Raw genomic sequence first — 22,151 nt, 5'->3', positions numbered from 1 at the left:
TATGGATTTAGAGCACTTAAAATACCCAATAGGTAAAGATCAAAACGAAGAATTTACTTCTGAAAACAAAGATCAAGCAATTGCTACCATTGCTGAATTTCCTTCGTTAATGCGCAAACGATGTGCGGAATTGACTGAAGACCAACTTGACACCCCTTACCGACCAGAGGGCTGGACATTAAGACAAGTGGTTCATCATTGTGCAGATAGCCATATGAATGCCTACATTCGGTTCAAATTAGCACTTACAGAAGATACTCCTACGATTAAAGCTTATGATGAAGCAGCATGGGCAGAACTACCGGATGCTAAGTTGCCTGTGGATCTTTCTTTAGATATATTAGATAGTTTACACAAAAGATGGGTGGTGGTCATAGAAAACATGACCGATGACGATTTTGCGAAAACGTATTATCATCCAGAAAAAAATGCAGAATCTTCATTAGGTGAGAACTTACTGCACTATGCATGGCATTGCAGGCATCACTTAGCGCACATTTCTAGCTAACAATTTCGATTCTGCTATAACCTTGAGCATTCTTTTTTAACTGGATCTGTACATTGATCCTTTCTTTCAGTGCTTCCACATGGGAAATAATCCCAACCATCTTCTTACTTTCTGACTGAAGCTTTTCCAGCGTAGTCATGGCAATGTCTAATGTTTCTTGATCTAAAGTCCCAAAACCTTCATCTATAAATAAACTTTCTAAAGAGACATTTCTAGACGCCATATCTGAAAGACTAAGTGCCAATGCCAAACTCAGAATGAAGATTTCCCCACCTGACAATGTTGTTACCGCTCGTTCTGTATTCCCTTGATACAAGTCGATAACACTCAAGGTGCCATCAGGTCCAGGTTTATCCAGAAGGTAGCGATCTGTAAGATTTTTCAATCTTCTATTCGTAAAAACGAGTAGATTCTGAAGCGTTAGTCCTTGTGCAAAATTCGAGAACTTATCCCCATTTGCAGAACCGATTAGTCTGCTCAGCAAACTCCATTTTTCATTCTCCTCTTCTAATTTTTCAATGTTTTTCTGACGATCCATCTGCTTAACTCTTCGATCAGAGTCTTCCTTTAGCATGGATTTTAATCCGCCTATTTCTGCATTAAGCTCGTTTCGTCGAGTCTCATTAATTTTTATTTCGCTCTGAATAACTTCTATCTCCTTATCGACTGCGTTATCTTTTTCTTTTAATTCCTTCTGAGAACTTTCTAATTGATTTTGTTCTGCTAGGAGATTTTTCCGCTCATCATGAATTGCTGTTTCCTCTTTTTTGTACGCCTCATAACTATACTGAGGCAACAGTAAAGTTTTCATAGATTGAATATCCGGAACACCAAAATTATTTAATTCAGGCTTTAACTCTTCCTCGATTTTACTAATGTCGTTCTCTAGGTTAAGGTATTGCTTTTGCTTTTCTTCTAAGAACTCTGAAAGCTTAGCAATCAAAGATTTGTTTTGGGTAAATAAGTCTTGTAACTTATTGGTTTCCTGCTTAATATCTTTTCCGATATAAAGCTCTTGGCGCTGAGCATTGACGCTGGCATAAGTAGACAATAATTCCTTTAAATTTTGAAAATCAAGGTTTAAATCATTGACAATTTTTAGTTGTTCTAACGATTCTAGACCATTTTCTAATGCGGCAATTGCTTTTTCTTCTACTTGTATTTCGGATTTCAGTGATAACGGTTCGTGATCTTGCTTCGCCGAGAATTTCTGAGCGATTTCATTAATGGCCTTTTCATGTTCTGAAATACTACTAGATAGATTCGCAAGTGTTTCTGAATTTATCTTTATAGCAGTGTTCGCAGTACTTATTTTTTGCTCCAGCTGTCGAGCAACCTGCTCTACATTTTCAATTTCTTGTTGGTTGAGTGAAATTGCCTTCTTAATCTCATTTTCTTGTTCTTCTGGCAAGTGAACAGTGTATGGATGGTCGACTGCGCCACACAGAGGACAAGCCTCTCCATCTACAAGTTCCTTTCTAAAATCTTCTAATTTGGCAATTTTCAGTGCATCATCTCTTCGAGCCTCTAATAGCGTGATTTGGCTTTTCAGAGATTTAATCAAGGCTAGGTTACTTGCTAGTAATGGATTATTGCTTTCTAAAGTCTTCTGATCTTCTTTTATCTTTTGGGTCAAAGTAGCTTTAGTGGCTAGATTCTTTTCTTGAGACTCTGATAGTTGGAGCCAATTTCGGTATAGCGTTATCTTTTCTTGTTTATCCTTGATTTGGGTTTTGAGATCTGAAGTCGGCGTATTTTCATAAAAACCAATTGAGGACAGTTGGCTTGTTAATTTTTCTTTGATTTCAGCGAGTGAGGTTAAGGCCTCATTGGGAGATATTTTAGCATTCAGTCCAAGCCTAGAATTTAATAACTTCTCATTTATTTTTTCACGAGATTCCCCACCTTTCTTTTTCAAATTGAGCAATTCAAAGTCTAAAGCAACCACCTTGGATTCAAATGTATCTAAGATGGTTTTGAAATTGCTTTCCTCAACTTTTTCCTTGGTCAGGCTTCCTAGTTCCTTTATCGAATTCGTAAATCGCTCTTGAGCCAAGTTCAATTCTTGCTGTCTAGCTTTAATTTCTGATGCGGTTCTGAGTAAAAGCTCTGATGATTTTTCGTGCAGCGATAATTGGCCACTAAAGACAACGACCTTTTCATGCACTTTAACCTGCTCGGCCTTTTCTTGAAAAGCATCTAAGCTCTTTTGATTAAGCAGTAGTTTCTCCTTCTTTTCAATTAACTGCTTCGAAATAGAGGACAGAGATGTCTTAACTTGTAAGACTTCCACATCATTTTTGATGACCTGTTCTAGCTTGCTAATCTCTTTTTGGTATAGGTCAATGTTTTTCTTTACTTCCTCAATTTTCTCTGGCGTAAAAAGCTCAATTTCTGCAAATAAGGATTTTTCAAATTTGAGCTGCTGAACAATATCTTTTTCTTTGCGATAAGCGGCTTGACTTATTTTTCGATATACATCTCCTCCTGTTAACTTTTCTAAGAGCTTTCCACGTTCATTAACCGTAGATTTTAGAAACTTAGAAAATTCACCTTGAGAGAGAATGATAGACTTAACAAACTGCTCATAGTCTAAACCAATAATTTCTTCATTTTTCGCAGGAACATCACTTCTTTTCAGATCTAAGTAATTACCGCTGACATCACTGATAGACATATCATATGGCTGAATCTTACCGCTATTCTTAGCGAGGTGAACGGACCATTTCGAGGTGTATCGATTTCCACCTACTTCATACTCCACAGCAGCTTCGGCGTCTTTAGCATGATGGGTAATTACTGAGCCTAATTCTTGCATTTTCTTATCAGAAATCTTACCATCATAACGTGGTATCCGATTAAAAAGAGCGAGTGTAATAACATCTAAGATCGTAGACTTCCCTGATCCTGTAGGTCCCGTAATCGCAAATATTCCAGAAGATTTCAATGGCTCTTCTTCAAAGGAGATCACGTGTGGTCCACCTTTCAGATTGTTAATATTGCTAAAACTAATTTTCCTAATCCTCATTCATCACAATTGATAGCAATTCTAAAAAAGCTTCATTCATTAATTCCTTAGAAGCATCATCTATATTTTCAGACTCCATTTTCTTCGCAAAAACTTCAGTAGGCTTTAGATCTTCGATGTTTTCACCTTCTAGAAATAACGCATCTATGTCTTTCGCTCCATGCTCGAAATCTACCTTACTTTTAATAACCTTATAATTTGGCTGATCTTGGTGCAAAGTTTTTAGCTCTTCAAAATCACTGAGAATGACAGAACTGTATTCTTTTTCCTTAACGATAATCTCAAGAAATGCCGGCAAGGTAAAGGAGTTTTCATAATCTTCTAGCGCAAGTCTAACTTCTTCCAAGTTCCCAGAAATTCGATCCAATGTCCGATTCTTAGGTACTTCTATAAGCTTAGGTTTTTGGATCTCACCTTCGTCAACTGTTAATATGATTATACTTTTTATATCTTTCTTTTCCGAGAAACTCAAGGCAATAGGCGATCCAGAATAGCGAATGAATTCATTCTTCCCAATAATCTGTGGTCGATGAATATGGCCGAGCGCAACGTAATCGAAAGCATCCGAGAATATCTTAGCGTCCACTGCTGCTTCGTTCCCCATGTGGATATCACGTTCACTTTCGGAAGGATCAGAACCCACAGTATACAAGTGTCCCATGGCGATAGAAGGAACATTAGGATATTGATCTTTGATAATTTCTGCTAGTTGGTGATAGTGATTCTGAATTCCATATCGAATCTCATCTACCCTACTTTCAAATTTTTCAGCCTCATTTCGATTTCTAAGGTCTTTATCTTTCAGAAAAGGTACGGCAGCAATGACAACTTCAACGCTCCCATCATCATTTACAATAGGAATAATTTCTTGGTTTATCGGATGAGTCGCCTCCCCGATTACTTCTATATCTAAAGCTTTTAGTACTTCACGTGGTGCATTCAGAAAACCTGCAGAATCATGATTTCCACCTGTGATGATTATTTTAGTATTGGTATCAACTAAACTTTTCAAAAACTCGTAGTAGGTTTTCCGATCTTCTGCAGCTGGATTAGCATAGTCAAAGATGTCTCCTGAAATCAACAATACATCTATGGCTTCATCATTTATGATACCTAGCAACCATTCTAAAAACATTTTGAATTCGCTCTGTAATGGAACCTTATGAAGATTTTTTCCTATGTGCCAATCGGCAGTATGTAGTATTTTCAACACTTAACCGTTTTCTTCTTGTTACCAATCCTTCCTTTCTCTTTCATCTTTTTCAAATAATCGGGGATGAATGGAACCTTGCATGCCGTCTCTCCCATATTCACTTTCACTTTACCGATTCGGTTTCCATATTCGGTAGCTAGATCAGTCAATGCACTTACTGCACCTCCTGCTGCTAGAATAAAACCATTTTTAGTATAACTGACTCTGTCTTGATGATCGTGAATGCCCTCTTCTGCCTTAGCCATGAGGCTCTTAATTTTTTCTAGGTCTAGATCTTCATCAGCTTTGAGAAGTAAAATATTAGACCATGTTGCCCAGCCAGCAGAAGCAACATTTACTTTATCTGACTGAATCCATTCATCTGCAATTTCCTCAGCGAAAGGAGTTTCAGCAGCTGCCCAGGCAACCGCATATTCGCTAATCATATACCAATAAGCTTCTTCAGCCCATTTGTTCAGGTCAGCCTTAGTCATCTTGGTTTCATCGGAGATCAATCCTGCTAAGTACATGGCATCAGAATTTCCTGTATCATATAAAGCCATCGCTAGCTCATGGTTTTTCTTGACCTTTTTGACGATTTTCTTTAAGTCTGCAACCTTAACGCCGAAGAATGGCTCTCTAGCACCGTGCTTTAATAAAACTTCTTTGGTTTTCGGATTTCCCCAAGATTCTAATTGAGTCATTACTTCCGCTACAGTCATACAATTAAATTTAGATTATCTAAAATCGGATTACGATGATATAAAATTAAAAATTTAAAATAGAAGTCCGTTGATTGGCTTTATGTATTCCAAAAACTAAAATGACGTAGGGTCTGTTAATCTGGCTCGTTGATAAGAAACGGAGGGAATAAAAAGCAATAACTCGCGGAAGCCCGCTTTAGAAATTGACCGTAAATAAAAAAAGTCCCGATTTCTCAAGACTTCTTTTTCCAGCCAAACTCATTATTTGTTTCTTTGTTTCTCTATTGTGTGTACATTAAAGACGCAATTAAAATGACCTACCCCTATTTAATTTCAAATATTTTCAAATTAAAATAAAAAAACCTCGAAGAACTTTTCCTTCGAGGTACTTTGAGTAAGTTTTTAAAATTTATATACGCTTAATCTTTAATCAATTTTTGTGTGTAAGTTTCTTTACCACTTACAATCTGAACTATGTAAATTCCTGCATCCACATGGCTCAAATCCATACTCATCTGATTCTTACCAATTTCAGATGTTTTCTGAGTCTGGTAAATCATTCTTCCTTCTATATTCCTGATCACAACCGAAATATCTTCAGCATTCGTTAGGCTGTAATTAATATTTAATTGGTCTGACGCTAATGGATTAGGAAAAACATTAATTTCTCGTATAAAATCCATCTTGATCGACCGTACACCTATTACTACGTGTGTACCATCAAAATCAGTTTGCGAAAGACGGTAATAATTTATTCCAGCATTAGGATTTCTATCCAAAAATGAATATTCCTGCAGTTCTGAACTATTACCTTGACCACTAATTCTGCCTATTTCTTCGAATACTTTTCCATCCGATGATCTTTCAACAGTGAAATATTCATTGTTGATTTCTAGAGAAGTAGACCAATTTGCACTAACAAACTTTCCTTCCTTCTGTACATCATAAGTCAAAATTTCAACAGGAACTGCTGATTGGCTAGTTTCTGAAAATCCACCTCCACCTCCGGAGAAGGAACTTACTTGAAATTCAGCCATATGACTTGTACCATTTTTAATGTACTTCCATGCGTTCAATGATGCCGTTGTTCCATTTTCATAAAATGTTATCTGATCATTCGTAATATTCTTATGCCCAGAATCTGGATCAGGATTACCCGGAGTATTAATCTTATAAAAAATAAGATCTTGATGTGCATTAACAGCTGGTTGAGTCATAATCACATCCATGTAGTCCTCAGTTGTGTATGGAAAACGTACGGTTACCGGATTATTCGGTTCTTCCGTTGGAATAAGTTCGAACCATCTGTTCATTACATACCAATCATCACCAGCACTATAGCCAGGATCTACAATATGCGTTGCACCATTTCCAGCATTAGATGAAGTTTTTACTCTTACAATGAGTGAACCATCATCTAAGTCTCCTATATCTTCTGATCCTTTCAGAACAGAAAGTAATAAGTCATCATCATCTTCATCCGTGGAATTGTTATCGAAATAGTAATGCGTCCATCCATCTTCATCTGTGCATTCTCTATTCGCAGTAACCGTTGTATTCGGATTACAATTCACTACACCTTTAGGAACATATTCTTCTTTGCAAGTTTTGCTTTGTAGAATACTTCTGATATGATTCCCAGGTATTTCTCCGAATCCCTCACTATAATTAATGCCATATTCCGTTAGGTGGCAGTAAGACATAATGGTTCCTCCATTCACAGGAGCTGGCCCTGGATCACACGTTCCTTCTACGCTCACACAGTTATCTATCGGTCCTCCCGTCCATCCACACCACTGCGTGTGCTGAGATCCAAGATTATGCCCCATTTCATGAGCAAACATGAATACGGTTAATGAGTAATCAGGAAAATCTTCGTGTGTATTATTGATACTACTATATGCGTAACCACCATAATGATAGTTTTGCGAAGGATAATAGATATAATTAATACACATTGCGTTTATCCATGCAACCCCTCCAAGATTATTCTCATTGTAATCAACAAGGTGAGCTAATTCGGCACCATATTGTTGATAATTATTTTTCGTGTTTTCTCCAAACTTGTTCAAGTTATCAAACGAAGTTGTCAAATTGGTATATCCATCTTCAGTTGTATTTACCTTAATTCTTTTAATACTAGTATAGATTCCTTCATTTCTGTAAATGATAGAAACACTATTAAAAAAAGCGGTAATGTAATTGGTCACTGCAGTGGATGAGCCCATTTTCTGGTACAACTTGTTCGTTGCTTCGATGTATACTTCTATATCTTCACAAGAAGAATACACATTTCCTGTAGAACGCGACGTTACAGATTGATAATCATCAAATGGCTTGAGGTCATCAGTTCCGCAAGATTTCTCACGATCTATTAGTAAATCTCTTTCATAGTAGAGAATATAATTCTCTCCATTTCCAGGATTAATAGGATCTTGAGCTAAGATTATATTTCCTTTACTTAAGCTGGAAAACAATCCATAAACTCGATCTCTAAAAAAACTTATTCCTGCCATCGCATCGCTTTCACGATCTAATACACCCCTGTAAAATTGGGCATCAGGAATTTCCAATTCGTTATCGAATTGGTCAACAACAGAAAATTCTTCCGTACGAATATCAAAATTAACAAGTCTAGCATTTAATGATTTACCATCAGGTAATGGCAGAGCAACCGCGATATTAGGCAGTTCCTGTGTCACGATTTCATTAAGTAGAGATTCGTTTAATTTTAACGTTGCATAATTCGTTAGGTAAGAATCTAGGTAATCTGTGTTTCGGTGATCTTCTATAAAAATTTGTTTAGGAATAAAACGAGCGTTGTCATTGGCTATATTCACCAAAACCTCCATCGGAGTATTGTTTTGGGCATAGCATAACACGTTGGTAAACAGTGCAATTAGCACCATTCCAGTTACTATAGGTTTCATTCTCTAAAATTTATTCAGTCCAGTTACATGACAACTACACGACGGATAAACCCCCTACTAGACGACATAAATTTTGTAAGAAACATGACATTATTGCATAGCTATGACAATTAGGCGTCATTTCTCATGCATTTCGCGACACTTATGAGATTAATTTAATAATCCATCAACCATTTTTGTAAACGATACCGTATTACTTGGACGAGGTGCATCTGCACTTACGAGTGCTCCATTTTCATCAATCATGATAAATCTTGGGATGCCCGATATATTATAATCGGTGGTCATTTTTGCTTGCCAAGCTTCATTTGTCATGATTTGAATACCTTTCAAGTCTTTTTCCATAACAAAATTCTTCCATTTTTCCCTATCACTTTCTTTATCGATAGAGACACTTACAAATTCTAAATTCTGTCCATGGTATTTTTCTTCCATACTTTTTAATGATGGAATTTCTGCAAGACAAGGACCACACCATGTTGCCCATACATCTATATATACATGCTTACCTTTCAAGTCAGATAATTTCACTTCCTCCCCGTCTCTTGTTAGAGCTGTAAAATCTGGCGCTACTGCCCCTTTCTTTAAATGAGCCCATTTCGCTACTTGATTTTCTATGGCTATTTTCTTATTTGGATCTTTTGCTATTTTCAAGTACTCATTTATTTGATCTTCAAATCCCTGTATTCCACCAGCGTAGTTAATTTTATCATTTATAATCCCAAATTTTAAAATTTCAGCAATCTCTGGATTCTCCACACGCTCGTCTATCACCTTATATCGCGCTGCATAATATTCTGTGAAATCTTCATAGTCTTCAAAATTGACACCTCTACCAAGCAAAGACAATGCTGCTGATTTCATATCATCAAAGTAGAATAATTCTTTGCGACTAAGATCTAAGTCATTTTCCGTTTTATAAAAGTCCGCAGAAATAACGGGCTCTTCTTTCTTTATATATTCATAATAGTCTGGGTAGTAAACTTTAGATTCAATCTTATTCGCGATGATCCTAGCTTCTAACCACGAAATCAAATCCTGAGAAGCGTCTTGATGCTCTGCTAATAACTTATTCACTTCCTCATATTTCAAGCTTAATGCATGTTCAAAATCTTCTTCTGAACCATTCGCTATTTCGTTCAAACTGTATTTCGCAGAAGCGATGTCCATCTGCTTATCAAATTCCGCAAGTAATTTCTGCTCAGCGTCATTAGAATTTTCAATATTGAACACGCGGCTGCCTCTTTCCTTATTTATGGTAATTTCGGCTCCTGGACTGATATAGATATAATCAGCCAATCTTCCAAATTGAACTTTCAGGATCGATGGTTTTTCTCCTACAGGAAGCACAAATGGAGTACCGTTAAAATCTGAAATGGTATCGAAGATCATTTCTACTTCGTTCATTATCAATAATTGCGGCACCTCAGGATCTGAGATGTTAGTATTTATAGTAACCGTATTTTCTTTATCACAGGCCACAAAAACAATCGCTATAAGTAAGATCAGTAGTTTATTCATTATTAATTCTAAATGTGAGTTATTCAATATTTTTATTTGTACAAAATGAATTTGCAACTTTTTTTTCGCGGGCATTATAAAACCTTTCTGCCTTAATTATATACGAAGTTACAAACCTATGAAAAGTCGCTCTAATAACGATTAAGGAAATCATTCAAGTATCCAAATGGAAGTACATATTAAAAACAAGATTATATTTAGAGTAATTAGCTTAGAGAAACCTACTATTAAGGACTTAACTCGTTATTTCTAATCTAAATCAACATCCCATTCTTTATAAAATTGACCTAAAAAATGCTCCATAAATTCATGCCGCTGAAGCGCTATCTTCTTTCCTGTTTCTGTATTCATCCTATCCTTAAGTAGCAGCAGCTTTTCATAGAAGTGATTTATAGTCGGAGCGGTGCTGTTCTTATACTCTTCTTTAGTCATATTCAGATTCGGTTTAATATCGGGATTATACAAAGCTCTGTTCTTAAATCCTCCATAGTTAAAAGTCCTAGCAATTCCGATAGCGCCCAAGGCATCTATTCGATCTGCATCTTGAACAACATCTAATTCTTTCGACTTAAACCGCTGCGCTACATTCCCACCTTTAAATGAGATATTACGAATGATCTCTAGAACGTGTGTAACCGTTTCCGAATCAACTTCCAGCGACGAAAGAAATTCTTTAGCCTTCATAGGCCCTATTTCTTCATTACCACCGTGAAATTTAGAATCCGCTATATCATGTAGTAATGCACCTAGTTCAACTACAAATCCATCAATCTCCTCATTTTCCGATATGTGCTTAGCTAACTTCCAAACACGCGAAATATGATACCAATCATGCCCTCCTTCAGCATCCTTAAGCACAGCCTTCACATACTCGACCGTTTTTAATATAACTTCTTCTTTCTTCATCTAGGTCAATGTTTGTTTTTAGTAAATACTCTGTTATTTTTTCTAATAAAATAGTAAATATATAGCTCCGCAATAACAAGATTAAAAATCCACCCTAACCAGGAAACGATCCGATAAGTATCCATCGGTGGCAATTCTAACGTGTTCGCAATGATCCACTTAAATAATCTAAGGCTTATCGCTGAAAGGGTAAGCGCATAACTCCTAATCATAAATTGTTGATGCTGCTCCCATTTTCTTTGTCTTGCAAACCTAAGTGCCGCGAAGGTAAAATAAAACCATAAAATAGCTTGAAGCCCGAAAGATATCTTAGAATAAATTCCACCATTAGCGTATAAAGCCATAATGAATCCAGAAGGGCTGGCAATGACCAAAACAAGCAATACATATAACTTTCCTAAATTCCGATGGACAAAAGCATATCGTTTTCTAATGGTTTCAGAAAATTGTGTAATACCTACTAGAAGCACGATTATACTTGTATAAACATGACTAAAAAATGCAAGCTGGTAGTGCATCTTGCTCATTGCTTCTTCCTTTACTCGCAGAAATGCTACTTCGAAATCGATCGGGATATATTGTACTGTAATCAGCAACATCAAGTAGGAGAAATAAACGATAGATAAGTACCATATTGATTTAAAGACGAGGCGCTTAGCTTGATTCATTGAAGTAAATTATCCTCTCCCGAAAGTATCATAATATTCCGCAGCATTTTGTTCATACTTTAAGAGCAACTTGATGTTCTCTTTTTCTATTTCTGTAAAATCTCCTTTGATATTAGAATGCACAGGAATATACCATGGTTGGGCATCGAAGAATACCCGAAGCGGTCTATTTTTATATGAATATCCATGCCGCGCATAAATGGTATTTCGGATAATCGTTAGATCTCCTTTCTGTAAATTTTCCACTTCTGATTTTTCTAACAAGCGATTCGAAGCATTCATCGTATAAATCAAGGAGGTTGCCGAAGCGAATTGTGTAGAAATCCATTCGTCGAATTCGTTCTCCGCCATTTCAACTTTTTCCTTGGTCTGAATTTTCTTTGTCCAGTCGACGTATTCCTTCGCACCTTCTAACATAACATCAGGATTATAGGTAAATGTCTTTTTTTCTAAGGTGTACTTTCTTCTGGGAATTTCGATTTTCTTATAAGCTGACCATGTTCCTATTAGTTCCGAATCTTTAATGGTAAATGTAAATATTCCATCATATCTATCATCCCCCGGCTCTTTCACAGTGAAAGCGTAACTCCCATCTTCTTCAGAAATCATTTCTCCTTCGAACGGTCGATCATTTCCTGCGACAACACTATGACCGACGACATTACTGCCATCTATCTGATCGATAGCTATGTTAATTTTATTTTCTCTATTCCAGATATAACCTTCATCTACGAATAAAATATCAGCCTCACTGTCTCTCTCAAAATATCCTACCCAGAAACCTATAAGGTCTAGATGTTCTTCGGCTTTCAACTTTTCTGCCTGCTCCTGTTGCTGCCGCTGAGCCATGTTACTCGTTTCTTCGATAACGGCATCTTCCGCTTCTATAGCTGTCCCTTTTTCTATGTCAATTTTTGCCTCACTATTTTTAATAGCATCTTTACAATTCGAAATGAATAAGGTCAGAAAAAGTAGGTAAAAGAGATTTTTCATTTTTTGGATTTGAGCTTTTCCAAAAATATAAAAAGAAAATGAATTGACTTCCCTAGTATATTACAAAAAAAGAAGATTCAACATACAACTAGGTACATTGAATCTTCTTTATTTATATCATCTTTTCATTCAGCCTAGAATAATCATCCGAATGATTAAAAAACTGAAAACAAATAGTTATTTCGGATCTAGAATATTATCAATTCTTACTTTCAAATCTTCAAAGTGGTATCGGTTCATCTGATCATTGCCTTGTCCTGAAACTTTAGATTTCAGTTTAGTCAATGTTCCTCGTGCCATCGCATTAATGTCCGAACGCTTGTATTTGTCATTTTTTTCCATGATTAAGTCTCCCATTCGATCTACAAATGCTCTTTGCAAATTTCTAGTGTAGGTATCAGGATTCATGTTAGAAAAAATTCCACTTTCTGCATCAGAAAACAAGTCATCTAGACCATAAGCTGCATCGCCATTCAAGGTTTCATTATCAATAATTCTTAATAAACGATCACCTTCGAATATTCTATTCAATGTTCTCGTCTGCAAAGCTGTGATAAGATCTACGATTCCACTTTCTTGAGTTTTAGAAATGATATCCTGATCTATCATCCAAGTTGGAGTTTTGAACAATTGCTCGTTAAGGAACATCATCGCTCTTTTCTGTTTTTCCTTATCAACTGGAGTATAGACCGCTCCGTCTTCATCTGACGTTTTCTGGAACTCATATACTCCTCCTATATTAGAAGTAACATGGCCCATATATCTATTAAATTGACCGAAAACCTGACCGTATAACTCATCTAACTGCGCATAATCTTTTCCATCTTCTTTCGTCCATTCTGTCAATTTAGGAAGAATTCTTTTCAGATTTTTTATTCCATATTCACTTGCTAACATCGAGTCATCACCCAAGTCTTCTGTCTGTGCAGAAGGATCCGTTGGATTTCCTCTCTGACGTCCGAATCTATAAATCGGTTGTCCTGCCTTTTCTAATGCCCACTTATTTAGTTCAGCATCCGATGCTTCTGCATCTTTTCCAGGGAAATAAGTGTAACCCCACTTGATCGACCACTTGTCATAAGGTCCTATTCCTGGCATCAAGCCAACATCACCATCTTCTGGCTGAGCGATATAATTGAATCGCGCATAATCCATAATAGAAGGTGCTGTTCCCATCCTTTTCGTAAAAGATGGAGATCTTAATGAATCCACAGGATATGCCACACTAGAACCCATATTGTGTGGTAATCCTAAAGTATGTCCTACTTCATGTGCCGCTACAAAACGAATTAACCGTCCCATCACGTCTTCCTTAAAGTTAATACTTCTTGCTTGCGGGTTAATCGCTGCTGTCTGGATGAAGAACCAATTTCTTAATAAGTTCATCACATTGTGATACCAAATGATATCACTTTCCAATATTTCTCCAGTTCTAGGATCATGAACATGAGGTCCCATTGCATTTTGAATATCTGTAGATACATATCGTATCGTTGAATATCTTACATCTTCTGGTGTCCAGTCTGGATCTTCTTCCTTCGTAGGTGCGTCCTTAGCCATGATGGCATTTTTGAATCCAGCTTCTTCGAATGCTACTTGCCAATCGTTAACACCTTGCTTAATAAATGGTCTCCATTCATGCGGTGTCGATGGATCGATATAATAGATGATTGGTTTAACTGGCTCTACCAATTCTCCTCTGGCATATGCCGCTGGATCTTTAGGCTCTAGTTTCCATCTGGTGATAAATCTATTACTTGATGCACGCTGATTATTGGAACTGTAATCAATCTGACCTACTGAAAAATAACCAACTCTAGCATCAAACTTTCTAGGCGTCCATGGAATCTCAGGTAACTTAATGAAGGATTGATTCATTTCTACGGACATGGTCCCAGTTACTTGATTGTCTGGAATTTTCTTTCCTTTGAAGGTCAATATGTGTCTTATTTCCGTATTTTCTGGATAACTCTTCATACTAGAAATCATACTTCTCTTGCCATCTAGACTTCCTAATTCAAATGCTTTTCTCTGCCTAGGAGAAACTGGTGCTAGCATCTCCACATCTGTTGTAAATAAACTCTTAATGTCAATAACCGCAGAAGTACTATCTGGATTAAAGGCTTTAATATCGAAAACCATGATGATCGGTTCGAAATTATTATTTTTCACAGATTGGTAGATTGGATCTTCTTCGCTTGCAACACTATTATAAGAAACCGTTCGAAGCAATAATTGATCGTTCTTTCTTTGCCATCTGATCACTTGTTGAGGCTTAGATTTTGTCCCTGCACCTCCAAAGTTGAGTCCTTTTACAAACCCTGAGATTCTACTCACCACAAGAATTTCTTGTTCTAATAGGTCAAATGGAATTTCGAAATAGTAATTATCACTAACTTGGTGAACTGTGAATAGTCCAGTATCTGTTACTGCACCATCTTTTATAATTTCATCATACTTCTTGATTTTGGAGTCTTTGTCTTTCTTTTCTGCAGGCTTTGCAGGCGTTTCTTTTTTCTTTTTCCAAAATTGAGCTTGACTTTGTGTAGGCAGTAAGCTTAGCACAAAAAATAGTAATACGAGTTTGAAAAGTTTTGTCATTGAATTCAGATTTGTTTTTAATGATTTAAAGCAATATGGCTGTGTATCTTGCGTGAAAATAGATTTTTTTTTAATTAATCGCGAGAACATGTGAAAGAAGAATGGTTTGGTGAAAGAAATTACCACGAAATAGGCACTTGGTCTTTCTAATTATAAAACAGCGGAACCAGTCTTCTTGGTTTTAGCTTCTCATGGACACTAATGAAAACCCAAAACGATTATAGAACATTAAATCTTGAAATATATCGTCTTAATGGAAGAATCACTTAAGTGAACATCTACTAAGTAATCTCCTGGATCTAAATCTTGAAGTTTGATAGACTTTTTGTTAAGCAAGTCAATCGGATTATTTTCAAATATGTCCTTGAGCACTAGTTTCTCAACTTTAAGATCATCAGGAATTGGTCTAATTTGCATGATTCTCTTTCGCTGTTTGTATCGAACTGAAGGCGTAACGATCCACGATCCTTTTTGATGGGTAGACTTATCTATTTCTGTCAATATTTCATCTGCAAGACATGCATCTGCTGTTCCATATCCATAGCCTTCTTTGGCCGAAGGATTTCGATATCGATCTCCACTTTGGCGAACGGCAGTGATGAGTTGCATATTTGTTCTTTCTGGATGTGCTTGTTTCAGACAGGCCATTAACCCAGCAATAGCTGGCGCTGCATATGAAGTTCCATTTCCTCGACTAATCGTTCCATTAGGGTTTGCAACCGCTGTGCCTTGACCCATTGCCATCACATCAGGTTTCATCCGCCCATCGTATGATGGCCCAAATCCAGAAAATCGAGCTTTCACACCATCTTTTCGAGCTGCTCCTACGGTAATCACAGAATCGGCATCTCCTGGAGCTGATAAATAATACCAAGGATCTGCTCCGAAATTGCCTTGTATGGTAACAACTATAATTCCTTTGCTTGCAGCATAATCAGCTGCATTAGTGATGATTGTTGACTTGCCATCCATATCTTCATAGGTGAAATCACCTTCCCCTTTGTCAAATGTATTGTACTGAAGTGAACTCGTTATTATATCTGCTCCATTAGCAATGCACCAGTCTACGGCGTCTCGCCAGTCCTTTTCTTCTTGGTGTGTTTCGCTTGCTACATTTTCAGTTCTTGCCACTAATACATTCGCATCATAAGCTACTCCAGTGTACTTCCCTTCTATGTTTCCATGAACGATTGAAATTGTCGCTGTTCCATGACTACCTAGGTTATTAAATGCCAATGTTGTATCAAGTACAAAATCATAATTCCCTTTCCAGTAACCTTTTTCTCTAGCATACTGGAAAACTTCTATTTCATCACAACCATCACAACCATCATCAAGGTGGGCAATGGTTATTCCCTTGCCAGTAAATCCTCTTTCATGAAGGCAATCCATGTTGATTAATTCCAATTGTTGGTCTGTCCAATTTTCATTTTGACCAAAACAAATCGTTGAAAAAGCTAAAACCAAAATAACTATTGTATATCTTATCATCTCAAAAAATTGAAAGCTATGAAAAAAATGCTATTTGTATGTGTGTTAATATTAGGTTGCAGTATAACCTTTTCATGTAAAAATAATCAAAGTAATGAGATCAATAATTATGAATTATTTTTTGTTAGGCACGCTGAGAAAGCAGATGATGGAACTAAAGATCCTCCGTTGACATCAGAAGGTGAAAAGCGGGCAAGTAACTTAGCTGAAATACTTAAAGATAAAGGCATTACAAAAATCTATTCTACAGACTACAAAAGAACAAGGTTTACTGGAAAACCGTTAGCAGATCTACTCAATTTAGAAATTGAGCTTTACAATCCTTCAGATAAGGAATTTGCTGCTAAATTAAAGAATGAACTTGAGAGTGGAAGTGCATTAATCGTTGGACATTCTAATACAACACCTACATTGGTCAATGCTGTTTTAGGAGAAAAAAAATATGACCAGCTTTCAGAAGATGACTACGAAAATCTCTTTTCGATTCATAAAAAAGGTGATCAATTAGAGGCAGAAGTCGTGAAATATTGAATTAGTAGTTTAGTTTATCTGTACAAGACGACCTCATAATGTTGGGTTAAGTCCAATCCCAATGAACCTCCACCTCTCTACGAGACGCAACCTCCACAAATACAAAGATCTGTCACTTTTTCGCCGCTCTAAAAATAGTTAAGCAAAAAAATGACAGATCCGATTTTTATATTAAATATCCGTGTTCGCGTTTAGTATGGAAGCGTCAATAAGAATCCAATCGTGAAATTAGCATCCCAATCGAATACAAACTGATCACAACCTGTTCCATCCACTAACCCTTGGTAAATATTAAGGCCCGCCTTTGTCTTAGCTTCATCAGAATCATAAGATCCTGGCTTATTCAATACCGTATATCTTTCTTTTCCATCTCTACCCTCTTTCGCTAATGTAAAAGGAACTCCTCCAATGATAAAACAAGTATTTGTTTTAGAACTTGGAATCATTTCGCCATATTTCTTAGCATCAGCGTAAGCTTTTGAATCAGCAATACTATTTTGGAAATACTTAGCTCCATAAGTTTCTACTGCTTTTACTTTTCCTCCTTCTATCCACGAAATTTTAGTGTTTCCACTTCCTATATCTACAACAAAAGCACTGTTTTCATATGATTTAGGCAAAACAGATTTCAAGGCATAACTACCCTCTTGCTCTGGTGTTACTTCATTCACAACAAAACCTAAGTCTTTAAGCGCTTTTATAATCGGTTGAGTTTTGTCATTTTTTAATGCACCAGATGAAACCACAAAGTGAATTTCATTTCCAGAAACACCATAATCTAAGAACTTAGCAATGTATTGTTTCAGACCTTGTGTAACATCCGTTCCAGAAGCCATCCCTTCATAAACCAAACTATTACTCCATTCTGCTTTTTCAAGCTTCCAATTTTTATCGCTGTCTGTTTTAATAATAAATGAATTAAATCCAGAAGCACCTAATTCCACAACACCTTTTAATTTTCCACCTATCGGTTCTACAGCTGTGTAGTTCCAAGTTGAAGAATTATTATTTTTTGTCTTCGCAGTTTTAGGAGGCATCTCAGTTTTAATGGCCTCGCCATTTTCATCTTCCCCGATAACTACTTCATTAGTAGTATTGTTTCCTGTTCCCAATTCAGGCAAACCTAAAGAAGGCGCCAGGTATTTATAGCCAAAAAATAGCAGTGCTAAAATGACTAGAGTTATCAATAGTTTAGAGAAAGTGGTCAATTTGTTCATCCTGACTGATTTTATTATATAAGTAAATCAAAAAAATAATTTCTAAATCGTAAATTACGACGCGAATATAAAGCATATTATTTTAAACCAATCAAAGAAATTATGAAACAATTACTTCTATTACTTTGTGTGTTTATGACTTTACACACCGTAAATGCGCAAAAAGCCACATCAGAAGACAGCAATGAGGAAACCACACCATTGGATTTAATCAAAGAACAGGGACTTGAGAAATCTCAAGTTATGGAAATTGCTGGTTGGATGACAGATGTATATGGCCCGAGACTTACTGGCTCTTCGATGCTTGACAAAGCAACAGAATGGGCAGTGTCTGAACTAAAGAAAATGGGACTTTCTAATGTTCACCTCGAAGAATGGGGCCCATTCGGTCGAGGATGGGACTTAACACACTTCGAAATGCATGCCGAAGCACCTAATTACTTTCCAGTTTTAGCATACCCTAAAGCTTGGTCACCACCTGTAAAAGGAGAAGGTGAAGTAATTTATATCGATGCAAGTACACAAGAGGAACTTGACGCTTACAAAGGAAAGCTAGGCGGAAAATTTGTAATGGTTGATACCATAAGAGATGTAGAAGAATGGTTCGAGCCGTCTGCTAAAAGATATGAAAGCGATGATTTATTAGGCATGGCCAATGCTGGTTCTCCTACTCCGCGACCAAGACGTGGAAGAAGAGCTGGAGGATTCAATTTTAACACAGAAATGTGGAAATTGATTGAAGCTGAAAAACCAATTGCTGTTATTGATCGTTCATACAAAGGAGACTTGGGAACTGTTTTTGTTTCGGGAGCTAGAGCATCAGAAGGAAGAAGCCAAAATGTAGACAACGATATTGTACCACAAGCTACTTTATCTGTAGAACATTATAACCGAATTTTCAGAATGCTTAACAAAGGAATTCCTGTAAGATTAAGCATTGATCTGCAATCAAATTATACAAACCCAGATCAGATGGAGCATAATATTATTGCAGAAATCCCAGGAACTGATTTGAAAGATGAAGTTGTTATTTTCGGAGCACACTTCGATTCTTGGCATACTGGAACAGGAGCTACTGATAATGCTGCTGGATCTTCTGTAATGATGGAAGTCGCTAGAATATTAATGGAAACCATTAAAGAGTCTGGTGTTCAGCCAAGAAGAACATTAAGAATTGCGTTATGGACTGGAGAAGAGCAAGGATTATTCGGATCTAGAAATTATGTAGGAAAACACTATGCAGAATTTCCACCGAACAGTTATACTCCTCAGTCATTAAAAGAAGATCAGAAAACAGTGTCTGCTTATTATAACTTAGACAATGGAACTGGTAAAATTAGAGGTATTTATACTCAAGGTAACGAAGATGTAGTGCCAATATTTAGAAAATGGTTTACTGAACTTCCAGACCTAGAAACAGGTACGATAACATTAGGCAATACAGGTGGAACAGACCACTTGGCGTTTGATGCAGTAGGCATTCCAGGATTCCAATTTATTCAGGATCCAATGTCTTATTTTGCTAAAACGCATCATAGTAATATGGATAATTTAGACCATTTATCTGGAGAAGATCTAAGTCAAGCTGCAACGATCATTGCAACTTTCGTATGGAATACTTCTCAGATGGATACAATGTTACCAAGAAAGCCTTTAGATGAGGATTTAAAATCGGGAACGAACTAAGAATTTATGACATTTGCATTTTTAATAAGTTTAGCATTTCAAGCATACTGCTTCTATCATATTTACAAGAATCAGGATAAAGCCTATTGGTATATCATAATTATACTTTTTCCTTTTATAGGAGGCTTGATCTACTTTGTAAAAAGTGCAAATGAACGAAATAGTTTCACATTAGAAACCAGTAACGTTGCACCTGTTTTTTCTAATTCGAGAATTGATCAATTAGAGAAACAGGTGGAACTTGCTGATACCGTTTCTAATAAAATTAGGTTGGCTGATGCCTACGTAGAACAAGGTGATTACAACGAAGCCATAGATTTATACCTCTCTTGCTTTAATAAATTTACGGAAGACGATGACGAACTTAATGAAAAACTCCTTGGAGCTTATTATCTCAGCAATGATTATATTAATACCATTGCACTTGGTAAAAAATTAGAGAATTATCGCTTCTTCGCTAATGCTAAGGAGAAAACCTACTATGCTTGGGCGTATTTCGAGTTAAATGATGATGCAAATGCTGAGCGAATTTTCAAGCAGATGAACATTGACAATACGAATTACTACCACAGATCTGAATACGCTAAATTTTTATTGGAGACAGACCGTCATGAAGAAGCTGATTTGCTGCTAGATGAAATGCTCAATGAGATGAAGGAAATGGATTCCTATGAAAAGCGATCTGTTCAGAAAATTTACAAAGAAATCAAAGCGATTAAGCAGAAGGTGCTTTTGTAACTTCTATTCAGTTTCTATTCCCATATCGTATTTCTAGACAGAGTGATCTTGCTGTATTAGGTTACTTTTCTATGTCAATTTTAGATCCCGAACAAAAGCATTCACCCTTAGCTTATATAGCATATGACTAACGGAAAAAAAGCACTGCTATGGGCACTTGGTATTTTAGTATTTCTTGTATTGCTTACAGGATATCTGAATATGACCATCAAAAAGAAAATCATTCAGGAATTAAGTAAAAATGACATCCACAAATACTCCAATTTAAATGTATCTTTTTGGAAACAGGAGGTTAGTCTTGACAGCATCGTCCAAGAATCTAGTAATGCTAGTATTGATCGAATAGAACTTAAAGGTATTAATTGGCTAAAACTGGCTAAGAAACCGGAATTTGATTTAAATGCCATGTCACTTTCCTTATCTAATATTCATTTGCCGATAAAAGGAGAATTAAGATATGCCACGATAGAAAAAATAAATTCTAAAGGTCCGAATATAACTTTGTCTAATATTGATTTGAAATCATCGTATTCTGTTGATCAATTTATGTCTATAATTGACAGTAGAATGCCTTACATCACATTACATCTTCCTGTTTTAAATCTTATCAATGTCAATGTTAAGGATAAGCGTATTAAGAAGATCATGGCAGATGAATTTTCAGCTGAAGTTTCAGAAGACCTCAATATTCCATCTGGGTCAAAGCGAAAAATGTTACTCTCTGAAGTACTCAGGAATATTGAATCCGAATTTCTAATCGATACACTTGATTTACAAAATGGGAACTTAACTTATTCCTTGAAGGATAAAGGTAGCGATCAAAGGGGAAATATTGGTTTTAACAACATCCATATTACGGGTTCGAACATCACAAATACTCAGATAGCCATCGCTGAAAATCAAACGATGATTCTCGAATTAGATGCAAAAATTGAAAATCAGGCACCTCTTCATGTGGTTACTAAGCATTTCCTAGGAGAAGAAAACGCACACTACGATTTATATGGCAAGTTGACCAATATGGATTTATCACATGGTAATCACATTCTTAGATCTGCGAAAGGTGTCACTGTGCAAGATGGCATTATTAATTCTTTAGAAATCGATGGTAGTTTTAATAAGTCGACCTCAACCGGGCAAGTCGATATAGATTATAAGGATTTAAAGATTGACATGAATCGAAGATTTGATAAGATTTTAAATTTGCTGGGGAACTCACTTATTAATGAGGAGATAAATAAGAAGGAAAGTTTTGAAGAAGAGAGAGATCAGCAAAAGACTTTCTTTATACATATCTGGGAATCTTTACTTTCTGCACTTCGAAAAATCATTTTGATTGGCTAGAGATTAAGGTTGGTGGAGTGACTGCCTAATATAAATTTTCATCAAGTAAGTTACAATGCCGGTGCGATGCACCTTGTGTCTCTTTTATATCAG

General features: G+C 36.4%; 16 protein-coding genes. 5 read left to right on the top strand and 11 right to left on the bottom strand.

Annotation, left to right across the window (positions count from 1 at the left end):
* The first annotated feature begins 1 nt into the window (after position 1).
* Positions 2–508 carry a YfiT family bacillithiol transferase gene (locus L2586_RS17095; protein ID WP_235294149.1) on the top strand — a complete coding sequence of 169 codons (507 nt, stop codon included), beginning with the start codon at positions 2–4 and terminating at the stop codon, positions 506–508.
* Here the strand turns inward: L2586_RS17095 and L2586_RS17090 are convergent.
* From L2586_RS17090 to L2586_RS17045, 10 genes are all read right to left on the bottom strand, one after another.
* The gene (locus tag L2586_RS17090) at positions 501–3,536 is read right to left on the bottom strand and encodes an AAA family ATPase (RefSeq protein WP_235294148.1); all 3,036 of its coding nucleotides are present in this window, start codon (positions 3,534–3,536) and stop codon (positions 501–503) included. The two genes, L2586_RS17095 and L2586_RS17090, sit on opposite strands and share 8 nt — an antisense overlap.
* Positions 3,526–4,749 (bottom strand): exonuclease subunit SbcD, encoded by a 1,224-nt coding sequence (gene sbcD, locus L2586_RS17085; protein WP_235294147.1) that lies wholly within the window; start codon positions 4,747–4,749, stop codon positions 3,526–3,528. Before sbcD ends, L2586_RS17090 begins: the two co-directional genes overlap by 11 nt.
* On the bottom strand, positions 4,743–5,450 hold the full coding sequence (locus tag L2586_RS17080; RefSeq protein WP_235294146.1) for a DNA alkylation repair protein: 708 nt from the start codon (positions 5,448–5,450) through the stop codon (positions 4,743–4,745). Before L2586_RS17080 ends, sbcD begins: the two co-directional genes overlap by 7 nt.
* Positions 5,451–5,851: 401 nt before the next feature.
* Positions 5,852–8,362, bottom strand: a complete 2,511-nt coding sequence (locus tag L2586_RS17075; RefSeq protein WP_235294145.1) for a zinc-dependent metalloprotease — start codon at positions 8,360–8,362, stop codon at positions 5,852–5,854.
* Positions 8,363–8,512: 150 nt separating this feature from the next.
* A complete protein-coding gene (locus tag L2586_RS24700; protein ID WP_284284025.1) occupies positions 8,513–9,883 on the bottom strand; it encodes a redoxin family protein in 1,371 nt (456 codons plus the stop codon).
* Positions 9,884–10,132: 249 nt separating this feature from the next.
* Entirely contained in the window at positions 10,133–10,789 is a 657-nt protein-coding gene (locus L2586_RS17065; protein WP_235294144.1) for an HD domain-containing protein, read from the bottom strand.
* Positions 10,790–10,794: 5 nt separating this feature from the next.
* Positions 10,795–11,457 (bottom strand): DUF2306 domain-containing protein, encoded by a 663-nt coding sequence (locus L2586_RS17060; protein ID WP_235294143.1) that lies wholly within the window; start codon positions 11,455–11,457, stop codon positions 10,795–10,797.
* A gap of 9 nt (positions 11,458–11,466) precedes the next feature.
* Entirely contained in the window at positions 11,467–12,450 is a 984-nt protein-coding gene (locus tag L2586_RS17055) for a YARHG domain-containing protein (RefSeq protein WP_235294142.1), read from the bottom strand.
* Positions 12,451–12,627: 177 nt separating this feature from the next.
* Positions 12,628–15,051 (bottom strand): zinc-dependent metalloprotease, encoded by a 2,424-nt coding sequence (locus L2586_RS17050; RefSeq protein WP_235294141.1) that lies wholly within the window; start codon positions 15,049–15,051, stop codon positions 12,628–12,630.
* 228 nt (positions 15,052–15,279) lie between these two features.
* Positions 15,280–16,542, bottom strand: coding sequence for a S8 family serine peptidase (locus L2586_RS17045; RefSeq protein WP_235294140.1), 1,263 nt, complete (start codon positions 16,540–16,542; stop codon positions 15,280–15,282).
* 18 nt (positions 16,543–16,560) lie between these two features.
* Here L2586_RS17045 and L2586_RS17040 point away from each other — a divergent pair, with 18 nt between their 5' ends.
* Entirely contained in the window at positions 16,561–17,073 is a 513-nt protein-coding gene (locus tag L2586_RS17040) for a SixA phosphatase family protein (protein WP_235294139.1), read from the top strand.
* Between the two features lie 191 nt (positions 17,074–17,264).
* Here the strand turns inward: L2586_RS17040 and L2586_RS17035 are convergent, their stop codons facing one another.
* Entirely contained in the window at positions 17,265–18,290 is a 1,026-nt protein-coding gene (locus L2586_RS17035; protein ID WP_235294138.1) for an acetate and sugar kinases/Hsc70/actin family protein, read from the bottom strand.
* A 102-nt stretch (positions 18,291–18,392) separates the two neighbouring features.
* On the opposite strand from L2586_RS17035, the gene L2586_RS17030 reads away from it, so the two are divergent.
* The 3 genes from L2586_RS17030 to L2586_RS17020 all read left to right on the top strand — a co-directional run bounded on the left by L2586_RS17030 (position 18,393) and on the right by L2586_RS17020 (position 22,058).
* Positions 18,393–19,976, top strand: coding sequence for a M28 family peptidase (locus tag L2586_RS17030; RefSeq protein ID WP_235294137.1), 1,584 nt, complete (start codon positions 18,393–18,395; stop codon positions 19,974–19,976).
* A 6-nt stretch (positions 19,977–19,982) separates the two neighbouring features.
* Positions 19,983–20,714, top strand: a complete 732-nt coding sequence (locus L2586_RS17025) for a PLDc N-terminal domain-containing protein (RefSeq protein WP_235294136.1) — start codon at positions 19,983–19,985, stop codon at positions 20,712–20,714.
* Positions 20,715–20,837: 123 nt separating this feature from the next.
* Entirely contained in the window at positions 20,838–22,058 is a 1,221-nt protein-coding gene (locus L2586_RS17020) for a hypothetical protein (RefSeq protein WP_235294135.1), read from the top strand.
* Positions 22,059–22,151: the final 93 nt, after the last annotated feature.

Source organism: Portibacter lacus, assembly GCF_021533215.1.
In the GTDB taxonomy this organism is placed as follows: domain Bacteria; phylum Bacteroidota; class Bacteroidia; order Chitinophagales; family Saprospiraceae; genus Portibacter; species Portibacter lacus.
Note: the sequence above shows the minus strand (reverse complement) of the source record. Positions and strands in the feature narration are given on the sequence as shown.